Source organism: Paenibacillus sp. 1A_MP2, from assembly GCF_052244825.1.
Taxonomy (GTDB): Bacteria; Bacillota; Bacilli; order Paenibacillales; family Paenibacillaceae; genus Paenibacillus; species Paenibacillus vandeheii.
On the sequence record NZ_JBQQCS010000001.1, the window covers coordinates 1,925,390 to 1,946,343 of the forward strand.

The 20,954-nt window shown below is 47.1% G+C and carries 18 protein-coding genes, 6 pseudogenes and 1 other annotated feature; all 24 genes and pseudogenes read left to right on the forward strand.

Translation table 11 applies throughout. The features are described from left to right. Window positions 1-42: 42 nt before the first annotated feature. The 24 genes and pseudogenes from ACTWJ7_RS09520 (at window position 43) to ACTWJ7_RS09635 (ending at window position 20,743) form a co-directional block, all read left to right on the forward strand. On the forward strand, window positions 43-285 hold the full coding sequence (locus tag ACTWJ7_RS09520) for a DUF4321 domain-containing protein (RefSeq protein ID WP_024633972.1): 243 nt from the start codon (window positions 43-45) through the stop codon (window positions 283-285). Between the two features lie 93 nt (window positions 286-378). Next, window positions 379-990, forward strand: a complete 612-nt coding sequence (locus ACTWJ7_RS09525; RefSeq protein ID WP_079347334.1) for a Maf family protein — start codon at window positions 379-381, stop codon at window positions 988-990. A gap of 35 nt (window positions 991-1,025) precedes the next feature. Then, the gene (radC, locus tag ACTWJ7_RS09530; RefSeq protein ID WP_024633970.1) at window positions 1,026-1,715 is read left to right on the forward strand and encodes a RadC family protein; all 690 of its coding nucleotides are present in this window, start codon (window positions 1,026-1,028) and stop codon (window positions 1,713-1,715) included. 194 nt (window positions 1,716-1,909) lie between these two features. Further along, entirely contained in the window at window positions 1,910-2,944 is a 1,035-nt protein-coding gene (locus ACTWJ7_RS09535) for a rod shape-determining protein (protein ID WP_063568116.1), read from the forward strand. A gap of 189 nt (window positions 2,945-3,133) precedes the next feature. Beyond that, window positions 3,134-4,005 (forward strand): annotated as a pseudogene (mreC, locus tag ACTWJ7_RS09540) (rod shape-determining protein MreC). Continuing rightward, window positions 4,005-4,538 (forward strand): rod shape-determining protein MreD, encoded by a 534-nt coding sequence (gene mreD, locus ACTWJ7_RS09545; RefSeq protein WP_024633967.1) that lies wholly within the window; start codon window positions 4,005-4,007, stop codon window positions 4,536-4,538. The pseudogene mreC and the gene mreD overlap by 1 nt, the downstream one beginning before the upstream one ends. A 73-nt stretch (window positions 4,539-4,611) precedes the next feature. Continuing rightward, a pseudogene (minC, locus tag ACTWJ7_RS09550) lies at window positions 4,612-5,273 on the forward strand (septum site-determining protein MinC). A gap of 3 nt (window positions 5,274-5,276) precedes the next feature. Next, the gene (gene minD / locus ACTWJ7_RS09555; protein WP_024633965.1) at window positions 5,277-6,071 is read left to right on the forward strand and encodes a septum site-determining protein MinD; all 795 of its coding nucleotides are present in this window, start codon (window positions 5,277-5,279) and stop codon (window positions 6,069-6,071) included. Between the two features lie 224 nt (window positions 6,072-6,295). Continuing rightward, window positions 6,296-7,180, forward strand: a complete 885-nt coding sequence (locus ACTWJ7_RS09560; protein ID WP_301881460.1) for a M23 family metallopeptidase — start codon at window positions 6,296-6,298, stop codon at window positions 7,178-7,180. Beyond that, window positions 7,173-8,031 (forward strand): annotated as a pseudogene (locus ACTWJ7_RS09565) (M50 family metallopeptidase). The gene ACTWJ7_RS09560 and the pseudogene ACTWJ7_RS09565 overlap by 8 nt, the downstream one beginning before the upstream one ends. A gap of 105 nt (window positions 8,032-8,136) precedes the next feature. After that, entirely contained in the window at window positions 8,137-9,387 is a 1,251-nt protein-coding gene (locus tag ACTWJ7_RS09570; RefSeq protein WP_079347326.1) for an Rne/Rng family ribonuclease, read from the forward strand. Between the two features lie 56 nt (window positions 9,388-9,443). Further along, window positions 9,444-9,528: a sequence feature (ribosomal protein L21 leader region), on the forward strand. Window positions 9,529-9,542: 14 nt separating this feature from the next. Next, window positions 9,543-9,854 (forward strand): 50S ribosomal protein L21, encoded by a 312-nt coding sequence (gene rplU / locus ACTWJ7_RS09575; RefSeq protein WP_024633961.1) that lies wholly within the window; start codon window positions 9,543-9,545, stop codon window positions 9,852-9,854. A gap of 13 nt (window positions 9,855-9,867) precedes the next feature. Further along, window positions 9,868-10,196 (forward strand): annotated as a pseudogene (locus ACTWJ7_RS09580) (ribosomal-processing cysteine protease Prp). Between the two features lie 23 nt (window positions 10,197-10,219). Beyond that, window positions 10,220-10,530, forward strand: a pseudogene (rpmA, locus tag ACTWJ7_RS09585) (50S ribosomal protein L27). Window positions 10,531-10,681: 151 nt separating this feature from the next. After that, the gene (locus ACTWJ7_RS09590; protein ID WP_024633958.1) at window positions 10,682-11,419 is read left to right on the forward strand and encodes a Spo0B domain-containing protein; all 738 of its coding nucleotides are present in this window, start codon (window positions 10,682-10,684) and stop codon (window positions 11,417-11,419) included. A 17-nt stretch (window positions 11,420-11,436) separates the two neighbouring features. After that, on the forward strand, window positions 11,437-12,747 hold the full coding sequence (gene obgE, locus ACTWJ7_RS09595) for a GTPase ObgE (protein ID WP_024633957.1): 1,311 nt from the start codon (window positions 11,437-11,439) through the stop codon (window positions 12,745-12,747). A gap of 225 nt (window positions 12,748-12,972) precedes the next feature. After that, window positions 12,973-13,410: an ACT domain-containing protein gene (locus tag ACTWJ7_RS09600; RefSeq protein WP_024633956.1), complete on the forward strand. Its 438-nt coding sequence runs from the start codon at window positions 12,973-12,975 to the stop codon at window positions 13,408-13,410. A 94-nt stretch (window positions 13,411-13,504) separates the two neighbouring features. Continuing rightward, window positions 13,505-14,790 (forward strand): annotated as a pseudogene (locus ACTWJ7_RS09605) (homoserine dehydrogenase). A gap of 121 nt (window positions 14,791-14,911) precedes the next feature. Then, window positions 14,912-15,982 (forward strand): threonine synthase, encoded by a 1,071-nt coding sequence (gene thrC, locus ACTWJ7_RS09610; RefSeq protein WP_079347320.1) that lies wholly within the window; start codon window positions 14,912-14,914, stop codon window positions 15,980-15,982. Next, on the forward strand, window positions 15,979-16,947 hold the full coding sequence (gene thrB, locus ACTWJ7_RS09615) for a homoserine kinase (protein WP_301881464.1): 969 nt from the start codon (window positions 15,979-15,981) through the stop codon (window positions 16,945-16,947). Before thrC ends, thrB begins: the two co-directional genes overlap by 4 nt. Then, on the forward strand, window positions 16,944-17,825 hold the full coding sequence (pheA, locus tag ACTWJ7_RS09620) for a prephenate dehydratase (RefSeq protein ID WP_079347316.1): 882 nt from the start codon (window positions 16,944-16,946) through the stop codon (window positions 17,823-17,825). Before thrB ends, pheA begins: the two co-directional genes overlap by 4 nt. A 140-nt stretch (window positions 17,826-17,965) precedes the next feature. After that, window positions 17,966-18,850 carry a branched-chain-amino-acid transaminase gene (ilvE, locus tag ACTWJ7_RS09625; RefSeq protein WP_024633951.1) on the forward strand — a complete coding sequence of 295 codons (885 nt, stop codon included), beginning with the start codon at window positions 17,966-17,968 and terminating at the stop codon, window positions 18,848-18,850. 193 nt (window positions 18,851-19,043) lie between these two features. Continuing rightward, entirely contained in the window at window positions 19,044-19,682 is a 639-nt protein-coding gene (locus tag ACTWJ7_RS09630; RefSeq protein ID WP_443145369.1) for a LysM peptidoglycan-binding domain-containing protein, read from the forward strand. Window positions 19,683-19,711: 29 nt separating this feature from the next. Further along, a complete protein-coding gene (locus ACTWJ7_RS09635) occupies window positions 19,712-20,743 on the forward strand; it encodes a hypothetical protein (protein ID WP_443145370.1) in 1,032 nt (343 codons plus the stop codon). The last annotated feature ends 211 nt before the right edge of the window (window positions 20,744-20,954 follow it).

Genomic DNA, 20,954 nt, shown 5'->3' on the forward strand with positions numbered 1-20,954 from the left:
ATAATAATGTGGGTGTCAAAAAATGGCGAGGGAAGATCACCGATGAAAAAAAACTTCGGCATGTTATTGCTGTTTCTGCTGCTCGGCTGGCTGGCCGGTGCGTGGATCGCCAAGGCACTGCAGCCTGTAAAGGCCGTTGCCTTTCTAACGAAAGCCACGACCATTCGTTGGTCGCCGCAGGCTGATCTGGATATTATCAGTTATGATATTTCACTTCAATTTCAAATGAGCCTCCTGAGTCTGATTGGTATTATTGCTGCTGTATGGCTGTATCGCAGGTTATAGGAGAATGACGAATTTTGACGAAGAAACTAAAAAAATGATATCTACTAGCGTGATCCGATAGGATTGTCGCCGTAGCATAAGGGGCCGGTTATTTTGGATAAAACAAAACAGCGTCGCATTATTCTGGCTTCCACTTCGCCACGGCGTAAAGAACTGATCGCATCACTCCATCTAGCTTTTGAAGTAATACCAAGTCATGCCGATGAAGATACACCGCCGGAATGGACTCCTGAACAGACGGTACAGGAGCTTGCGATGCGTAAGGCGCTTGCCGTTTATCGTGGGCTGGAAGGCCGTGAACAGGATGCGGTTATCGTGGGTAGTGACACAGTTGTCGTTCTGGACGGTGATATTCTTGGCAAACCCGTAGACGAAGCGGACGCTGAACGTATGTTATCTCGTCTACAGGGACGTGTACACCGTGTTTTCACGGGAGTAGCCTGTATTGATGCAAACAATGGGCAATCTATGGTTCAGTATCGACAGACTGATGTAACGATGAAGGAACTGTCTGAAGCTACGATTCGTGCGTATGTTCAGACCGGGGAGCCTTCGGACAAGGCAGGATCATATGCCATTCAGGGCATTGGTGCTTCACTGATAGACCGTGTTGAAGGATGTTATTTTAATGTGGTGGGCCTACCGTTGTCCTTGCTTAGCGATATGCTGGATGGATTCGGCATACATGTACTGCCGCGTACATGAAATTCCGCAATTGACGATCTGAAAAGAGGGAACATATGGAGTCGCCTCAATATATGATGCGCGACATCCCCCAGGAAGAACGCCCGAGAGAACGCATGATGGAATACGGGGCGGGCGCCTTAAGCCATGCTGAATTGCTGGCGATTTTACTTCGAACGGGTACAAGACAGGAATCTGCAGTGCATATGGCACAGCGGATTCTGACCGAAGCGGGTGGAATTCGCTCGTTGATGGATCTGAGCCTGGAAGAACTGACTGCGATGAAGGGAATCGGCATGGCCAAGGCTGTACAGCTGAAAGCCAGCATTGAGCTTGGTCATCGGATTGCGAAGAGCAGACTTACACAGTCCACTTCCATCCGTACGCCTCGTGATGCGGCCGATATCCTTACCGAACAATTACGTTACTTGCAGAAAGAACACTTTGTGTGTCTTTTCCTGAATAGCAAAAACCACATTATTGCCCAGGAAACACTCTCCATGGGTAGCCTTAACGCTTCGATTGTACATCCGCGTGAAGTGTTCCGGGCTGCCATCAAATGCAGCAGCGCATCTATTGTGTGCGCACACAACCATCCCAGTGGTGATCCTACGCCTAGTCCAGAGGACATCCAAATAACCAAAAGACTGATCGAAGCCGGCGCAATTGTTGGCATAGACGTGCTGGATCACATTATTATCGGAGATGGAACGTACGTAAGTTTGAAGGAGAAGGGCTTAGTATAATATAATGGTTGGCGTTGATGTTTTCCTATGAATGTTGACGGCGTTGTCCGTAGAAGATAGGTTCACTTTACACATGCAAAGCAATGCAACACAAAACAAATGCGAATATTAGCTCCGCCATTGTGGTGGGAATGAAAATGAAACGCTCTTGATGAACTGGGGCGGCTATATGAGGCAGAAAAGGAGATTACGTCATGTTTGGTGGTTTTACGAAAGATTTGGGTATTGATTTGGGGACAGCGAATACTTTGGTTTATGTACGTGGAAAAGGAATTGTGGTGCGCGAACCTTCGGTTGTCGCTATACGGACAGATACAAAAACCATCGAGGCAGTAGGTGAAGCCGCCAAGAAAATGATTGGACGTACACCAGGTAACATTCGTGCCATTCGTCCAATGAAAGATGGCGTTATTGCCGATTTCGATACAACGGCAACGATGATCAAATACTTCATCCGTGAGGCGCAGAAGCAACGCTCCATGTTCCAGCGTCATCCTAACGTGATGGTATGTGTACCATCCGGGATTACTGCGGTAGAACAACGTGCCGTTGAAGATGCAACAAAACAAGCCGGTGCGCGTGAAGCCTACACAATTGAAGAGCCTTTTGCAGCAGCAATCGGTGCAGATCTTCCGGTATGGGAACCAACGGGAAGCATGGTTGTCGATATTGGTGGCGGTACAACAGAAGTGGCTGTTATCTCCCTGGGCGGGATTGTAACGAGTCGTTCGGTTCGTGTAGCGGGTGACGAGATGGATGAGTCCGTGATTCAATACATTAAACGCCAATATAATCTGATGATCGGTGAACGTACATCGGAGCAGTTGAAGATGGATATCGGATCAGCTATGCCGCTTGAGCAAGTGGAAACCATGGAAATTCGTGGACGCGACCTCGTTACAGGTCTGCCGAAGACGATTACGATTACATCGGATGAAATCAGCGAAGCTCTGGCGGATACGGTGAATGCCATTGTTGAAGCTGTAAAAGTAACATTGGAGAAATGTCCTCCTGAGCTGGCAGCAGATATTATGGACCGTGGTATTGTCCTCACAGGTGGCGGCGCATTGCTTCGCAATCTGGACAAGCTGCTTGCTGGTGAGACAGGAATGCCTGTTATCGTAGCAGAGAACCCGCTCGATTGCGTTGCAATCGGAACAGGTAAAGCGCTTGAGAATATTCATTTGTTCAAGAGCAGAAGCAGTTCGGCAGTTCGCTCCAAACGATAATTGATATCTCCTTCTGCTTGGCTCGCTTATCGACCAAGGGGAATGATATCAACGAAGAGGACCTGGCTTAGGCTGGGAGAGCTATTACCCGCATACCCGGGGAGAATGGACTGATATTCTCGAAGGGACTATAAGTCTGACAGTCTCCCCGCCGGGCATGGCTCGGAAGAGAATAATGGATGTTAGAGGGTGGTCGAACTGTTTAAACTGCTGGGTAACAAAAGACTTTTTGTTTTGCTGGTGGGCCTTGTTACATTTATCGCGTTAATGGGCTTTACGCTCGGTCCGCGAACCGCTCTATCCTGGCCGGAGAAATTCCTGAAGGATTCTGTCGGATTTGTACAATACGTATTTTACAAGCCCGCTTCTTCTGTAGCGGGCTTTTTTAAAGATTTGGCGAACATGCGTACGGTATATCAAGAAAATGAAGAGCTTCGCATTGCGATGGGTCACTATACCCGGGATCGGCTGAAATACAATGATATGGAACAGGTAAATGAACAGCTCCAGAAAGCTCTCAATTTTACCGAGGAACAAAAAAATCGGTATAACTACGGTTCACGAATTGCTCAAGTTATCAGTGCCAATTCCGACCCGAACAGCAGAACGATTAATATCGACATTGGTGAAAATGCGGGAATTAAGGCTGGGATGGCTGTCACTTCGCAGGAAGGGCTGGTTGGGTCGTTAGTCATGTCAGCTCATATACGTCCACAGTTAATCTGTTGACTTCCATGGACGCCAATGATCCAACATCCAATGCCATTGCAGCTACAGCGGTTGGTAAAGAAAAAGTGTTTGGTATGATCGAGAGTTATGATCCGAAGTCCGGCATGCTCAAAATGACCAAGATCTCAGAAGATTCAAATATCAAAGAAGGGGATGAAATTATCTCCTCCGGGATTATTAACAATTTTCCAAAGTACATGCGTATCGGAGAAGTGGAAAAGGTTGAGAAAAGCGAATATGGCTTAACACAAACAGCTACAATTAAACCATACGCAAGCTTTCTGGACTGGAAAGAGCTGATTGTGATTATCCCGCCTGAGGTAAAAGAATAATGGTGACGCGCAAGCAAGTCTTATTCCTGCTGCTGTTCGTGTTGTTCATTGCGGAAGGAACGATTCTTCCGTTACTCATTCCTTCGGGTTGGCAAATGCGCATTTCTGCGAATCTGGTTTACATCGTAATTTTATTTATCGCTGTATATCATCATCGGCACACGGCGTTGGTGCTTGGCATATTTTTTGGACTGCTGCATGACGTCGTATTTTACGGCGAAATGATTGGACCATACGGATTTTCTATGGGACTCTCAGCATATATGATGGGACTTATTTTCCAAGCTCCGCGTGCACCACTGCCAGTGATGGTTTCCGTCGTCCTTTTAGGAAGTCTGCTGAATGATACCATGTTATTCTTTCTGTATAAGCTCTTCCAACTCAATCACGTGACATTTGACTGGGCGCTGCTTGAATACATGATTCCCAATTTGTTCATTCATTTTGTGTTCGCCCTGATCATTTATGTTCCTCTTCGGAAACAACTGGAGCGGATTGGTAAGAGAAAGAGCAAAGCACAAGAAGCTTCTTGAACCATTTTTGGAGTGGGAAGCAGGAACTTGGGGACCCGGGCACGAAATGTAATGAGATGGGAGGGACAGGCTTATGACGGTAAAATCGAATCACGTAACGATTAAAGGCATCCGAGACGGCCTGGTTTTCCTGTTGGACGATCAATGTGAATTCGAGGAATTGCTCTACGAGCTCCGCTATAAGCTGGAACACAGCCATCAAAATATTTTGACCGGACCGATTGTTCATGTGGATATCAAACTGGGCAGCCGTGAAGTGACAGAGGACCAGAAAGAAGCAATTCTTGATATATTGAAACAAAAAGGGAATTTGCTCATTCGTTCCATCGACTCACCGGCCCTTAAACCAGAGGTTAAAGGGCCGCCGCCGATTGTGACCATGTGTGGTATGGTACGTTCTGGCCAGGTGCTTCATCATGATGGGAATCTACTGTTTCTTGGAGATATCAATCCGGGGGCACAGTAACGTGTACCGGAGATATATATGTTTTGGGTTCACTCAGAGGCATGGCTCACGCTGGAATTGGTGGGGACGAAGACTCGATCATTGCCGCTTCGGTATTTGCACCGACGCAGCTGCGGATCGCTGACATCATCAGCCGTCCTCCCGATGAGTGGGAGAGCCGAGAGACCGGAATGGAATTTGCTTATTTACAGGACAATCAGATGCAGATCGACAAGATGAGCAATATCGTTCGGTTGCGCCGAGATTTTAATGTGTTTAAAGGAGTGTAGCTCATGGGAGAGGCGATCGTGATCACTTCGGGTAAAGGCGGCGTGGGTAAAACAACCACCTCGGCAAACATCGGGACAGCGCTGGCGCTGCTCGGCAAAAAGGTTTGTCTGGTAGATACCGATATCGGCCTTCGCAATCTGGATGTCGTGATGGGACTCGAAAACCGGATCATTTATGATCTGTGCGACGTTGCAGACGGCCGCTGCCGACTGAATCAGGCTTTGGTCAAAGATAAACGTTTCGAAGAATTGTATATGCTGCCTGCAGCACAAACGAGAGATAAGAACTCTGTGTCACCCGAACAGGTGAAGGACATTATCCTCGAATTGAAAAAAGATTTTGAATACGTCATTATTGATTGTCCAGCCGGAATTGAGCAAGGGTTCAAAAATGCGGTTGCAGGAGCGGACCAGGCGATTGTGGTCACTACACCAGAAAATGCAGCTGTCCGTGATGCGGACCGTGTCATTGGTTTGCTGGAGAGTTCACATATTCAATCACCAAAACTGGTCGTGAACCGTATCCGCAACAATATGGTCAAATCAGGCGACATGCTTGACATTGACGGCATTTTACAAGTACTTAATATTGATCTGATCGGGATCGTTCCTGATGATGAGCTTGTTATCAAGGCAGCTAACTCAGGAGAGCCTACAGTAATGAATCCGGATTCACTTGCGGCCATTGCCTATCGGAATATTGCCCGTCGTATTCTGGGGGATACCGTTCCCTTGATGCAATTGGAGCAGAAAAAGGGTGCCTTTTCACGTTTCAAAAAGTTTTTTGGAATGGGTTAACTCGTTCGTCCTTATCGCATTCTTGTATGACAGCCGCGGCCCTCAAGCCCGGCTTTTTGATTATTATGGGGCATTTTATTAAAGGTGTCTTGTATAGAACGGATATGTACTTCAAGTAAGGGCTCCACATTGTGGGGTTATTTTTGCTTCCAGCCGAAGCTTGTTCATATTATGAACGGGCTCTCATAGGATGTAGTAAACAAGCCTCGGCGGGAGGATATTCCATGAATACGAAACTCAGAATCAAGCAGAGAAGAGAAGAGCGCATTCGGCGGCTGATGGATGGTGCGACGGAGGAAATTATGCAGCAGCGAGAATCGGGCCCGGTATCTGATAAGCGTACATCAGCGCAACGTAAGCCTCTCTCGGCTATGGATATACAAGAAAATCTAAGAACGGCAAGATCTTCACTGGCAGAACAGGAAAGAGATCCGGAATGGCTGTGGAAAAAAGAGAATGGGCATTTTGGTCCTGGCGGCCATCCACGCTTCAATCTGATGAAGTCTTTCATGGGACGAACGGTGGTTAGTATTTTATTATTTGGCGGCGTTTGGGGATTATTTCAGTTGAATACCGCGTGGACGACTCCTGCCAAAACCGTGATCGCTGATATGCTGCATCGTGATATGGACTTTGCGTATGCCGCTGCATGGTACGAACGTCACTTTGGCGGAACACCCTCATTCCTGCCTGTTCTTGGACATACTACTGATCCTGTGAACGGCTCGGGTATTCGACACCTTTTGGGCAAACCGATCTCTGGAACCGTTGTTCAGCCTTTTGCACTGAGCATGAAAGGTATTGAAATTGTTCCCGAACCTGCCGGCACTGGGCTAGTTCAGGTTGTCAGTTCAGATGCCGGACGAGTACTTCAAGTATTGGATGATCCGGAAAATGGAACTACGGTTGTAATCCAGCACTCTGGCCAAGTGACAGCCATATACGGACGCTTGAACGAAAGTGAAGTTCAGGTGAATGATTGGGTAGAAGCGGGTGACGCAGTCGGTAGCCTGAAGGAGACTGGAAATGATCAACCTGCCACATTGTATTTCGCTGTAAAAGAGGGAGAGGAGTACGTAGACCCTGCGGAAGTGGTTGCCCTTGATTAGGTTATGGGGGGTGCGTATCTCGTTTCACCCTTTTTTGTGATCATCATGATGGCCTCCCTGTTAACCGGAAACTTTATTGAACTCATCACGCTTTTTGCCATCGTTTTTATTCATGAATGTGGACATGCTGCAGCGGCAGCCCTTCTGGGCTGCCGTGTCCTTTCGATACAGATGCTTCCTTTTGGCGGCGTTGCCGTTATTGAGGATGCCGGGAATATTACAGCTCGTCGGGAGATCATTATCGCGTTGGCAGGCCCATTTCAAAATATACTCATGGTTGGAGTCGTTTTATTATTGAAGTATGGAAACTTGGGAGACCCGGTTTTTTTGGATTATATTATACAAGGGAATCTGCTGATTGCCCTCTTTAACCTGTTACCCGTGTTGCCGCTCGATGGCGGTAAAATTGTACAGGCACTCGTTAGTATGGCTGCTCCCTACTATACGACATTGATGTGGACTTACAGGATCAGCATTCTGTGCAGCGCAGGGGTTATTTTGGTTGCCATGGGTCGCTGGTTTACTGGTGATTACGGGTTACCGTTAAATATTCTGTTGATCGGGATTTTTCTGTTCTATTCCAATGTGACTGATTACCGAAATATTCCATATCGATTTATCCGATTTCTGATGAATCGTGAGAGTGCATTCACCCGCCATGCAGCTGCAGGAAGTTTGGCGCAGCCGATAATCTCATTTCCGGCGAAACCTTTGGAGTCTATTTTGCGTCTATTTAGAGAGAAAGATACCATATGATATATGTGATGAATAGACAGGGAAGAATCATGGCCGTTTTGCCTGAGCAGCGAATCATCGGTTCTTATTTCAAACAAGACACGGATAAGTTGTAGCATCTTGGTGGATCTGTCCTGAAATGGGTTAATACATGTACAATGAGTATGGCAAAGATACAGAATGGATGTGGATGAATTGAATAGTCTTCTAGAGGTGAAGCCATGAAACAAATGATTGTACATAATGAACATAACCTCATGCAAATGGCGCTTCTGGAAGAAGGCAAAGCTGTAGAGTTCATGGCAGAGCGTACACGCGAGCGTGGGCTGCTGGGTTCGTATTTCAAAGGACGGGTAGTGAACGTGTTACCAGGTATGCAAGCTGCTTTTGTGGATATCGGTCAGAAAAAGAATGCTTTTCTGTATGTGGACGATGTTTTGCATCCCAATCTGGAGAAACAACCGAAAGTGAAGCCTTCAATCGCGGAGCTGCTTCGTCCAGGTCAGGATGTAATCGTCCAGGTCCTGAAGGAGCCAGTAGGAAGCAAGGGAGCCCGGGTGACGACTCATTATTCGCTGCCGGGCCGCTGGCTTGTCTTCATGCCTTTGGCGGACTATGTAGCCGTCTCCAAAAAAATTGCCCGTGAGGGCGATCGATCCCGCCTTAAGACGCTCGGCGAACAACTGAGACGGGACGAAGAGGGGCTTATCATACGAACCGTATCCGCAGAGGAACAGAGGGAAGCCATTCAGGCCGACCTGGAAACATTACGTGAGCAGTGGCGTCTGATCCGTGAAAAAGCGAATAGCTTGCCTTCACCAAGCCTGCTGCATCGGGATCACAGTATGGTTCAGCGGATTATTCGAGATGTGTATACGCCTGGCAGCGATGAAGTCATTACAGATAATGAAGTACAAGCCAGGGAATTGAGTGCTTTGCTGGAGGAAATCTGTCCAGGCCATAAACCTAAAGTACAGGTGTACAGGGGAGAAGAATCGATTTTTGCCGCTTATCGTGTGCAGGAGCAGTTGAACAAGGATTTTGCCCGCAAGGTATGGCTGCCTGGAGGCGGGTATATTGTCATTGATCATACCGAGGCGCTCACTGTAATTGATGTTAATACAGGCAAGTACACGGGAGCGGGCGGTGACAGTCTGGAAGAGACCGTAACGGAGACGAATATGCAGGCAGCGGTTGAGATCGCCCGTTTAATGCGTCTTCGGGATATCGGCGGCATGATTATTGTGGATTTCATTGATATGGAGGAAGCGACGAATCGGCATGAAGTTGCGGCAACGCTGGAAAATGAACTCAAGAAGGATCGAACCAAGGCTTTTGTCATGGGGTGGACCAAGCTGGGGTTGCTCGAACTTACTCGTAAGAAGGTACGGGAAGAGAGTACGCTCCCTTATGTGGAGCCGTGTTCTTCCTGTCATGGGACAGGCAAAAGATATATTTCACCGTTGCATTGATTTTCAGTATAGTTGGTGGTATAATCTTCAGGTATGTGTTTAGCCTAACGGTCTTGCACATGCTGTAACCGCACTGGCCGGGTACAAGAACAGTTCCGCAAGGACACTGTCACCTGAGACCGGGCGAGTCTGAGACATGAGGAGGTGCAAGGCAAATGTACGCAATTATTGAAACTGGTGGCAAACAGTACAAAGTCCAAGAGGGCGATGTTCTGTTCATCGAAAAATTGACTGCGAACGATGGCGAAAGCGTAACGTTCGACCGTGTCCTGGCTGTATCTAACGATCAAGGTTTGACAGCAGGTACACCATTGATTTCCGGAGCAACTGTAACGGCTAAAGTGGAGAAACATGGCAAAGGACAAAAGGTTGTTGTATACAAATACAAACCTAAAAAGAACTACCATGTGAAGCAAGGTCACCGTCAACCGTATACTAAAGTAACTATCGAAGCAATCAAAGCGTAAGAAGGTGCGATAAGTGATTATCGTTCAAGTCTTTCGTAATGATGACGGGAGCATCGATCGTTTCTCCATCAAAGGGCATGCTAATTTTGCCAAGCGAGGAGAAGACATCGTATGTGCCGGGGTATCCGCTGTTACAGTGGGTACGGTGAACTCGATCGAAACACTGACTGGTGTCGAAATGGATGCTAAGATGAAGAATGGCTTTTTAAGCGCTTCTTTACCGGTGCTGGAGAAGACGGAACCTGGTCCCAGGTACAATTGCTACTCGAATCCATGGTACTTATGCTCACTGATATTGCAGAGTCATACGGAAAGTATATTCAGATAGAGCAAGTCAAATAATTAAAGAAGGAGGACAACCAATCATGTTGAAATTAAATCTTCAGTTATTCGCATCGAAAAAGGTGTAGGTTCCACGAAGAACGGTCGTGACAGTAACGCACAACGCCTTGGCGTTAAACGTGCTGACGGTCAAACAGTAACTGGTGGTAGCATTCTCGTTCGCCAACGCGGTACGAAAATTCACCCAGGTACTAACGTGGGTATCGGTAAAGATGACACTTTGTTTGCGAAAGTTGACGGCGTTGTGAAATTCGAACGTTGGGGACGCGATCGTAAAAAAGTAAGCATCTACCCTGTGAATGTTGCTCCAGTAGCAGCTGCAGTAGAAGCATAATATCGGCATTCCGCCTAAGGAGCCTTCGGCATTTTTGCCGGAGGCTTTTTGTATTTTTAGGTTATTCGATAATGAACTGGCAGAAAAGACATGTTATACTTGTGTACGGTGGGGATTAAACCAACCGAGTTTTGTAGAACGGGGAGAAGCCATGAAATCTTGGAAAAGAGTGCCGTGGATTGCGGCATGTTCACTTCTGATTCCTTTGGTTTTCGTTATGCTGTATCCAGTGGTTATTTCAATGGCTGTGTACGCATTGTGGTCCGTCGCGGTGCTTTTTGTTTCTGTGAACGTGATGAAAAGACAGGCAGAGGCGGAACGCAGAACCATCATACAATCTATGGAAAAGACAGCAATTGCATCATTAAATCATCATAGGCATGATTGGATGAACGATCTTCAGGTGTTATATGGATATCTTCGGCTGGGCAAACTTGATAAATCAGTGCAATGTGTGGAAAGAATAGTAGAGCGGGTTAACGAAGAAAGCCGAATCTCCAGATTGGGTATTCCTTCACTCGTTTTTTATCTTCAATCTTTCCGGACCAGTGGAGTCGCTCTGGAATTGCATGTGGTAGTAGAGGAAGAGTTACAGCTTAGTGCTCTGGTCTCTCCCGAGGATGGCGAGTCACTTACGGGGGCGATTGCCGATGCGATTCGTGCCTATCAATATGGCGGCGGCCGGTCGTCTTGGGGAGAGGTTCGCAAACTGACCTTGAACTTCGGACAGGACCATGGAGATGTGGTTGTTCGGCTGGATGGGGATCAAACACCCGATCCGGAAACACTGCGGCAGCTCAATGCCGTACTCAAAGGAAAAAAAGTCAGAACGGAGCAGCTTCCGTCTGAGGATACGTTTATACAATTCAGAATGCCTTGCGGAATATAGGAAGAAGGGGTTAACCAATGTTTGTAGATAAAGCTAAGATTTATGTGAAAGCCGGAGACGGAGGGGACGGAATTGTTTCGTTTCGTCGTGAGAAGTATGTACCGAACGGCGGACCTGCCGGGGGCGATGGAGGCAGAGGAGCTGACATCATTTTCCGTGTGGATGAAGGTCTGCGTACGTTGATGGATTTCCGTTACCAACGTCACTTCAAGGCCCCTCGCGGTGAGAAGGGACGTAATAAAAGTCAGCATGGCGCGAACGCTGAGAACATGATTGTACGTATTCCACCAGGGACTGTGATTTTGGATGAAGACAGTGGAGAAGTACTGGCTGATTTGACACGTCATGGTCAACAGGTTGTTGTTGCTCGTGGTGGACGAGGCGGACGGGGAAATATCCGTTTTGCCACGCCTAACAATCCAGCGCCAGAACTGGCCGAAAATGGTGAAGAGGGCGAAGAGCGGTACATCGTACTTGAGCTTAAGGTCATGGCAGATGTCGGTTTAGTTGGTTTCCCGAGTGTTGGTAAATCCACGCTGTTGTCTGTTGTATCGGCAGCCAAGCCAAAGATTGGAGCCTATCATTTTACAACGATTACACCTAACCTGGGTGTTGTTGGTGTGGGAGAAGGCCGCAGCTTTGTTATGGCCGACTTGCCGGGTCTGATTGAAGGTGCTCATGAAGGTATTGGACTTGGACATGAGTTCTTGCGTCACGTTGAACGGACGCGTATCATCGTTCATGTCGTTGATATGTCTGGTTCCGAAGGACGTGATCCGTTCGAAGACTGGCAGAAAATCAACGAGGAACTGAAATTGTACAATCCTGTTCTCGCCGAAAGACCACAGGTTGTAGCAGCGAATAAAATGGACATGCCAGACTCCGAAGCTAATCTTGAAGAATTCTTGCAGAAGGCTCGTGAGGTTCAACCGGATATTGAAGTTATGCCTATTTCATCCCTGACACGGAAAGGCATTCAAGAGCTCTTGTATCGTGCCGCTGATCTGCTGGATCAAATTCCGGACGAGCCAGTGGTTGAAGAAGTGGCAGACTTATCCGAACGTAAAGTGTACAGCTTGGACAAGAAAGAGGACGATGGCTTCCGTATTGTACGGGAGAACGAAATCTTCGTTGTCGAAAGTGCCAAGATTGAACGTATGATGAAACGGATGCAGTTGAATTCCCATGAAGCCATTCTCAAACTGGCGCGTACATTGCGGTATATGGGTGTGGATGCGGAACTGCGTAAACGCGGAGCTGAAGAAGGCACCATTGTACGCATTGGCGAATTTGAGTTCGAATTTGTGGAAGGCAGCAGCTACTACTAAGGCAGTTGGCCGCTATGTACAAATAAAGGCTAGAACATACGCAGAGAAGTGGGAGATGACCCGCTGCTCTGCGTTTTTATTTTTTCTTACCTGCACGCAGGATAAACTTGTATACTGTTAGGAACAGTTTTTCAAAAATAGACATGTAACGTATTGCCCTTTTGGAATAGATCCTTTATAATGTCCACTATATGAATACATGAGTCTTTGAGGAGAGGACGTTCTGTGAACGAACGCTATTACTTAGTACGGGAAGACATTTTGCCAGAGGCTGTAGTGAAGACCATGCAGGTTAAAGAACTGCTGGCTTCCGGAGATGTCAAAACAGTTCATGAGGCGGTTGAGCAGGTTGGATTAAGCCGAAGTGCTTTTTATAAGTACAAGGATGGCATCCATTTGATCAACCAGCTTGAACGGGAGAGAATTGTAACGATCTCCATTGATTTGGAGCATCAGTCAGGAATACTGTCTCGTGTGCTCGGACATGTAGCTGGTTATGGAGCCAACGTGTTAACCATTAATCAAAGTATCCCGCTCCAGGGAAGAGCCAACGTTGTCATTTCGGTGGAGACATCGCATCTCCATGGGGAAATCGGAGAAATGCTCGATCGGATGCAGGATATGCCCGGGGTTCGACGCACGCGCATTGTAGGCCAAGGTTAAATAGACGTTATCTTAAAACGTTTAGGTATAAGTTGTATGGATGGTTGAATCGTACAGGGGTGAAGGAGAAAAAGACAATGGGGGTAGAGCGTTGGTGAAACCGGTAAAAGTGGGATTGTTGGGTCTGGGTACGGTGGGTACTGGGGTCGTTCGCATCGTGGAAGGGAATCAGGAGGATCTGAGCAGTCAGGTTGGATCACCGATTGTCATAGAGAAAATTGCAGTGAAGAATACGGAGAAAGATCGTGTCATTGCTGTAGATCGTGCGAAGCTCACGGTAGATCCCTGGGAAGTCATTCGTCACCCGGATATTGATGTTATCGTGGAAGTGATGGGCGGCATTGATCAGACCAAAGAGTATATTCTTGAAGCGCTGGAGCGGGGCAAACATATCGTTACGGCAAATAAAGATCTGATGGCTCTGCACGGTTCCGAGATTTTGGCCAAGGCACAGGAAAAGCAATGTGATGTCTTCTATGAAGCGAGTGTGGCAGGGGCATTCCGATCATCCGCACGCTGATTGAAGGCTTCTCATCCGACCGGATTACCCGCATTATGGGGATTGTGAACGGAACAACGAACTTTATTTTGACTAAAATGAGCCAGGAAGGCGCCTCGTATGAAGAGGTTCTGGCAGAGGCTCAAGCACTCGGATATGCAGAAACCGATCCAACATCGGACGTCGAAGGACTCGATGCAGCTCGCAAAATGGCGATTCTGGGTACGCTGGGCTTCCGCACCAATGTCGAACTGAAAGACGTGACCGTTAAGGGGATTACATCCGTAACCCGTGAAGATATTACGTATGCCAAAAGACTCGGCTACGAGATGAAGCTGCTGGGTATCGCAGATCGTCGGGATGATGAGATCACGATTAGTGTTCAGCCGACGATGGTAAGACAGAATCATCCGATTGCTTCCGTCAATGGGGTGTTCAACGCTGTGTATGTTCATGGTGAAGCTGTAGGTGAGACCATGTTCTACGGTGCGGGTGCCGGTGAGCTCCCGACAGCTACTTCTGTAGTGGCGGATATCGTGGCTGTGATCAAAAACCTCAAGCTGGGCGTGAATGGTCTCAAAGCGATTGTGCCTTATAAACAGAAACGCTTGCAAAGTGACGAGCATATTATGTCGAAAAATTTCATTTTGCTGCATGTGGATGACAAGGCAGGGGTACTGGCGCAAATTACTCAAATCTTCGCTGAATACGAAGTCAGCCTGGCTTCAGTTGTACAACAGCCAAACGAGCATAACCCGGATGCTGAGATCATTATCGTTACGCATAACGCTAGCAAGGCGAGCATGGATAAAGTATTGAAACACTTTGAGTCCCTTGCCGTCATTCGTCGCATTAAGAGTGTGTATCGGGTAGAAGGATAATTCGTTCCCAAATTACGGTTTGAATTTTCAAGTTGAAGTCCAGGTTTTAAGGTACACGATTAACCATATAGATGTATGCAATCATATTCGATTTAATAATTGACAAAGGAGTTTACCCACAATGAGATATCAAGGATTACTGCAAACATACAGAGAGCACCTGCCGGTTAATGAAAATACACCCCTGCTTACGCTTCACGAAGGCAACACACCCCTGGTTCATGCCGAGAATCTGTCCGAGGAACTTGGATTGAATTTATATTTCAAATATGAAGGTCTGAATCCAACAGGTTCATTTAAAGACCGCGGAATGGTTATGGCTGTCGCTAAAGCAATGGAAGAAGGCAGCCGCACGATTATGTGCGCATCGACAGGCAACACTTCAGCGGCAGCAGCAGCCTATGCGGCTCGTGCGGGTCTAAATTGTATCGTATTGATTCCGAATAACAACATTGCGCTGGGTAAACTGGCTCAAGCCATGATTTATGGAGCCAAGGTGATTGCGATCAATGGCAACTTTGACCGTGCATTGGAAATTGTACGTGAGATTACGGCCAAACATCCAATTACGCTCGTGAACTCCGTGAATCCGTTCCGGATTGAAGGTCAGAAAACGGCTGCATTTGAAGTTATTGAGCAGCTGGGTCAGGCACCTGATGTACTCGCAATTCCGGTGGGGAACGCAGGAAATATCTCTGCCTACTGGAAAGGGTTCAAGGAGTACAAAGAAGCAGGCAAATCGAATTCCCTGCCTCGTATGGTCGGTTTTGAAGCGGAAGGCGCCATGGCGATTGTCAAAGGTGAACCGATCCTTGAGCCTGAAACCGTAGCAACAGCTATTCGAATTGGTAATCCGGCAAGTTGGAAAACCGCTGTAGCTGCAGCTGAAGAGTCTGGCGGACAGATTAACTATGTTACTGATGAAGAAATTCTGACAGCCTATCGTACGATCGCTGCTCGTGAAGGGATTTTTGCTGAACCTGCGTCCGCTGCTTCTGTTGCCGGTGTATACAAACTGAAGAGTGAAGGGTACTTTAAAGGCGGAGAGACTGTGGTGTGCGTACTGACAGGACATGGCCTCAAAGATCCTAATATCGCCATCAAAACGGTAGCGACTGAGCCGCTTGTTGTAGACGATTCCGAAGAAGCGGTTATGGCGGCAATTGCGCAACTGGAGCAACAATCCGTATGAGCTTGAAGCCAAGGGTAATCGTTAAGGTACCTGCAAGTACAGCCAATCTGGGTCCAGGGTTTGATACCCTGGGCATGGCATTGTCTCTGTATGCCTGGCTTGAGATGAAACCGGCTGAGCAGACGACATTCCATTTACATGGGGATCATCTGACGGGTCTTCCAACAGATAAATCCAATTTGATATATGAAGTTGCACAGATGGTCTTCAACGAAGCCGGGGTCTCCGTGCCGGAGTTGGAGATTTCCATGTATTCCGATATTCCGCTTGCTCGGGGACTGGGAAGCAGTGCATCGACCATCGTAGCTGCATTGGCTGCTGCTAATGCATTAATTGGCACTCCATTATCTGATGCCAAGCTTCTTAACATGGCTACGTCGCTGGAGAAACATCCGGATAATGTAGGTGCTTCACTATATGGAGGTATCATTACAGCAGCGTGGGATGGCAGTCGGGTAGACCACATTCGCATTGAGCCGCATCAGGATTTGCAAACTTTGGTCATCGTGCCGGACTTCGAGTTGTCCACTTCAAAAGCCAGAAATGTCATTCCGCAGCAGTTCGACAAATCGGATGTCATTCACAATATAAGCAGATCATCCTTGCTTGTTGCTGCCTTGGCCAGTGGAAGATTGGACATGATTCAAAAGGCGATGTCGGATCGGATTCATCAACCTTACCGGGCATCCTTGGTACCCGGCATGGCTGATATCCTGGAGAACGCGGTTAGTCATGGCGCGCTTGGAGCCGCTTTGAGTGGAGCCGGACCTACCGTGTTGACGATGGTAGATCGTCATGATAACCGTAAGCATGAGCTGGAGCAATATTTAATAGACACGATGAGCCGTGAAGGCATCACTGCATCGGCATTGTGGTTAGATCCGGACCTGGAGGGTGTTACCATGCTGCCTGATCAAGATGAAAGTCCTTTTATGGACAGAGTTAAAGGGGAAGTTAACGCATGAAACGAATTGCAGTATTACCTGAAGGTTCCGTTTCTCATGAAGCAGTAGATTTTCTGTTTAACGGGGAGCCTTTGGAATTGCTTCATTCCAAGCTGATTTCTGATGTTTTCCGTGCTACGGATAGTGGAGAGTCCCAGTACAGCGTCATACCCATTGAAAACACGATTGAAGGCTCCGTTAGCTTGCATATGGACTGGCTGGTTAACGAAGTGGACATTCCGATGCAGGCAGAATGGGTGTATCCATCCATACAAAATGTGATTGGGCATGGCTCCGAGTTCAGGACAGCGAGTGGCGAATATGATTTCGGGAAAATTACGAAGATTATGTCCCATCCCGTAGCGATTCCGCAATGCCAGAATTTTATTCGCCTGCATTCACCTGGAGCAGATCTTGAGGGTGTGAACAGTACAGCAGAAGCTGTAGAAATTGTGAAAAAAAATCCTGGCAAAGGCTGGGTTGCGATCGGCACAAGGCTTGCTGCACAGAAGCATGGTTTGGACATTATGGCTGAACGGGTTACCGACCATGACAACAACTATACTCGTTTTGTGCTGATAGGTCACGAGCCAGTACAGATACCACGAGAGCCTGATCATGTGAAAACCAGTTTGCTGGTTACATTACCTGAAGATGCGCCGGGTGCATTGCATCAGGTGCTGTCGGCTTTTGCCTGGCGAAAACTGAACCTGACCCGATTGGAGTCACGTCCAACGAAGAAAAGGTTGGGTAGTTATTACTTTTACATTGATGTTGAGGAAAGTGCAGATTCCGTATTGCTTACCGCAGCGATGGCTGAGATTGAGGCATTGAATTGTCAGGTGCGCGTTCTTGGCAGCTATCCGTGTTATACATATCCTTCGTTAAAAACGACCTGAATCAGGGCGAACATTGTTGAGGATTGTCATATGACTGGGTAAAATGAGCAAGAAATAGCTTGTCATTTGTTGTACAATGAACGAGATAAATCTAGTTTCGGAATCAAGGAATGGAAAATTTTATGGAGGTGCAGTCATCGGTGTCAGAACAATGGATTTATTTGGATGGTCAATATGTGACCAAAGAGAACGCAACCGTTTCGGTATATGATCATGGGTTTTTGTATGGAGACGGTATTTTCGAAGGTATTCGGATTTATAACGGTAACATTTTCAGATGCAAAGCGCATTTGGATCGTTTGTACGATTCGGCTAAATCCATCAGTCTGAACATTCCACTGTCTTATGATGAGATGCTGGAAGTGATGGCTGAAACGGTACGTCGTAATGATATGCGTAACGGTTATATTCGTCTGATCGTTTCGCGTGGACCTGGTAATCTGGGTCTTGATCCGCTCCGCTGCCCTAAAGCATCCGTTATCATCATTGTAGAGCAACTGGCGATCTATCCGGAGGAAGCGTATCTTACCGGGCTGAAAGCCGTGTCTGTATCCCAGCGCCGCAACATCCCGGATGCCCTTAATCCAAAAATTAAATCATTGAACTATCTGAATAACATCCTTGTTAAAATTCAATCCACCTATGCAGGTGCTGGTGAAGCGATTATGCTGAATTCCCAAGGATATGTTACGGAAGGCTCCAGTGATAACATCTTTATTATTAAAAATGGTGTGGTCTATACGCCACCTTGTTATCTTGGGGCACTCGAAGGAATTACACGTCAGGCCATTATCGATCTGTGCGGTGAGTTGGACCTTGAATTAAAAGAAGTGCCATTTACACTGCATGATGTGTACATTGCCGACGAAGTCTTTTTCACTGGAACAGCTGCAGAAGTTATTGCTGCTTATGAAGTAGACGGCAGAACGATTGGAACGGGTGTCGCAGGTCCTGTAACCTTGAGGTTGCTGGAAGCGTTCCGTCAAATTGTCGACAAAGACGGTTACAAAGTTTGGGAAGATTAATGGCACGACCTGAATAGGGGAGCAAGAAATCCTTCATGTCTCAGAAATTCAGCATACCCGGAGTATGTGGTTTTTGGGGCAGGAAGGATTTTTTTTGTTTAGTTGATGTCATTAGCCTAATTTCTGCATAGGATGTAGTAACGGTATGGGCGAATGCACTGCCCAAGTATCACGTCTAGGAGGTTAGTTCCAAGTGAAAATACACATGGTGAAAAAAGGCGACACATTATATCTGCTGTCCCAAAAATATAATGTAGCGTTGGACAAAATTATCGCAGCTAATCCGCAAATTGCAGATCCCGACAAGTTGGAGATCGGCATGAAGGTCAAAATTCCGGCGGAGCCTGTAACACCAAAGCCAGAAGGCATGTTGCACAGTCATAAAGTTCAGCAAGGCGATTCATTGTGGAAGTTGTCACAGGCATGGGGAATTCCGTTGAAAGACATGATCAATGCCAATCCGCAATTGAAAAATCCAAATGCTCTACTTGTAGGGGAAACCGTGTACATCCCAGCAGGCAATGCAGGGGGAAATGCAGCTTCAGAGAACAATGCATCATCCAATGTTGCTAATGAGAAGCTGTCACCAGAAGGGAAAGAATACACGGGAGTTAAAGAAGAAACGGCTCCGGTTGTACCAGTAGCCCCAGCCCCTGAACCAGCACCTGTACCGGAAGTCTCCAATTCGGTTCCAGCTCCGGTACCTGCAAATCCAGTCATACCTAATATCAAGCCAGAAGTGGAAGTTCTTCCACAATTACCTGAAATTCCTGAAGAGAAGCCGCAGAAGGAAGTTCACAAAAAGAAAATACTAAATCCGAAGTGCAGTTAAAACCAATAACTGAAGCGCCGACGTATACGATGCCTAATATTTCACCTGAAGTCATGCCTTTACCAGAAATACCTAACAACAACATGAAATGGCCTACAGAAGTGGCGCCTGCTACCAAAGCTCCGTGTGGTTGCGGCAGTAAAATGCTTCATGCTCCTGCCGAGCATCCGTATGCTCAAGTTCCTGTACCAGCACAAGAGGTTTACACTGCTCCACAAAACATGTACACGGCCGGGGCGTATGACAATAATACTTTCCCGGGTATACCAGAAGTGAGTCCGTACTCCATGGGGAATACATCGAACACGCCTTGGACCGGCACAGAGTATAATCATAACAACGTTATGCCAAACGTATCTGCTGAAATGCTAAACAATTCATATCCGATCGCTCCAGCAGGTCAGGTGAACAGCCCATTTCCTCCATTTGCAGCCAATGATCATATGAACCACCAACCACCGCACATTTCTCCTTACTCTATGCTTCCGTACCCGCCATGTGGATGTGGCAACCATCATATGCCCAACCATCATATGCCCAACCATCATATGCCCAACCATCATATGCCCAACCATCATATGCCCAACCATCATATGCCCAATCATCAATACCCATATCCCTCACATAACTATCAGAACTCAGGATGGGGCACATACAATCCATACGGGATGCAACCCGAAATGACTACATCCATGATGCCAAATCAGCCAATCGAGTATGCGTATCAAAACCCATATCCTACTCAGAACATGGTGCCATCGTCTCCGCTTGGTGCATTTGGTGAAATGTATCCTCCACAAGGCAAGGGGGAAGGCAAAAAGGGCGGACGTGACGAGGCAAGTCTAAGCCAGTCGGCTACAGAGAATGAGGCTGAGTTTAATATTGAAGCGAAGCCAAAACAAGCAGCCAAAACAGGAACCGCAAAGGGCAGAACAGCCAGACCTGCTGCAAAAGCCAAATCCAAAGTATCTGTGTCCGGGAAAACATCAAGAGAGCGAACCGGAACATCCACTAAACGCAGCTCAGACAAAAAGCGTAGAAATCCATGGATACAACAATAACATTGTAGAGTAAGTGAAAAGCATTAAGCTTCAAAAGGCCGACTGTCAGAAGAGTTGGCCTTTTGGGTATTGTATTGAAATAGGAGAATACAAGAGCATAATGGTAATGTCTCGTCTGCTAGGACTCTTAGTAGATCTCAAGAAAGCCATATTATGTGATGTTATGAATAAGGAGATAGTGCTTCAAATCAAAATAGGTTTAGCAGGGAAG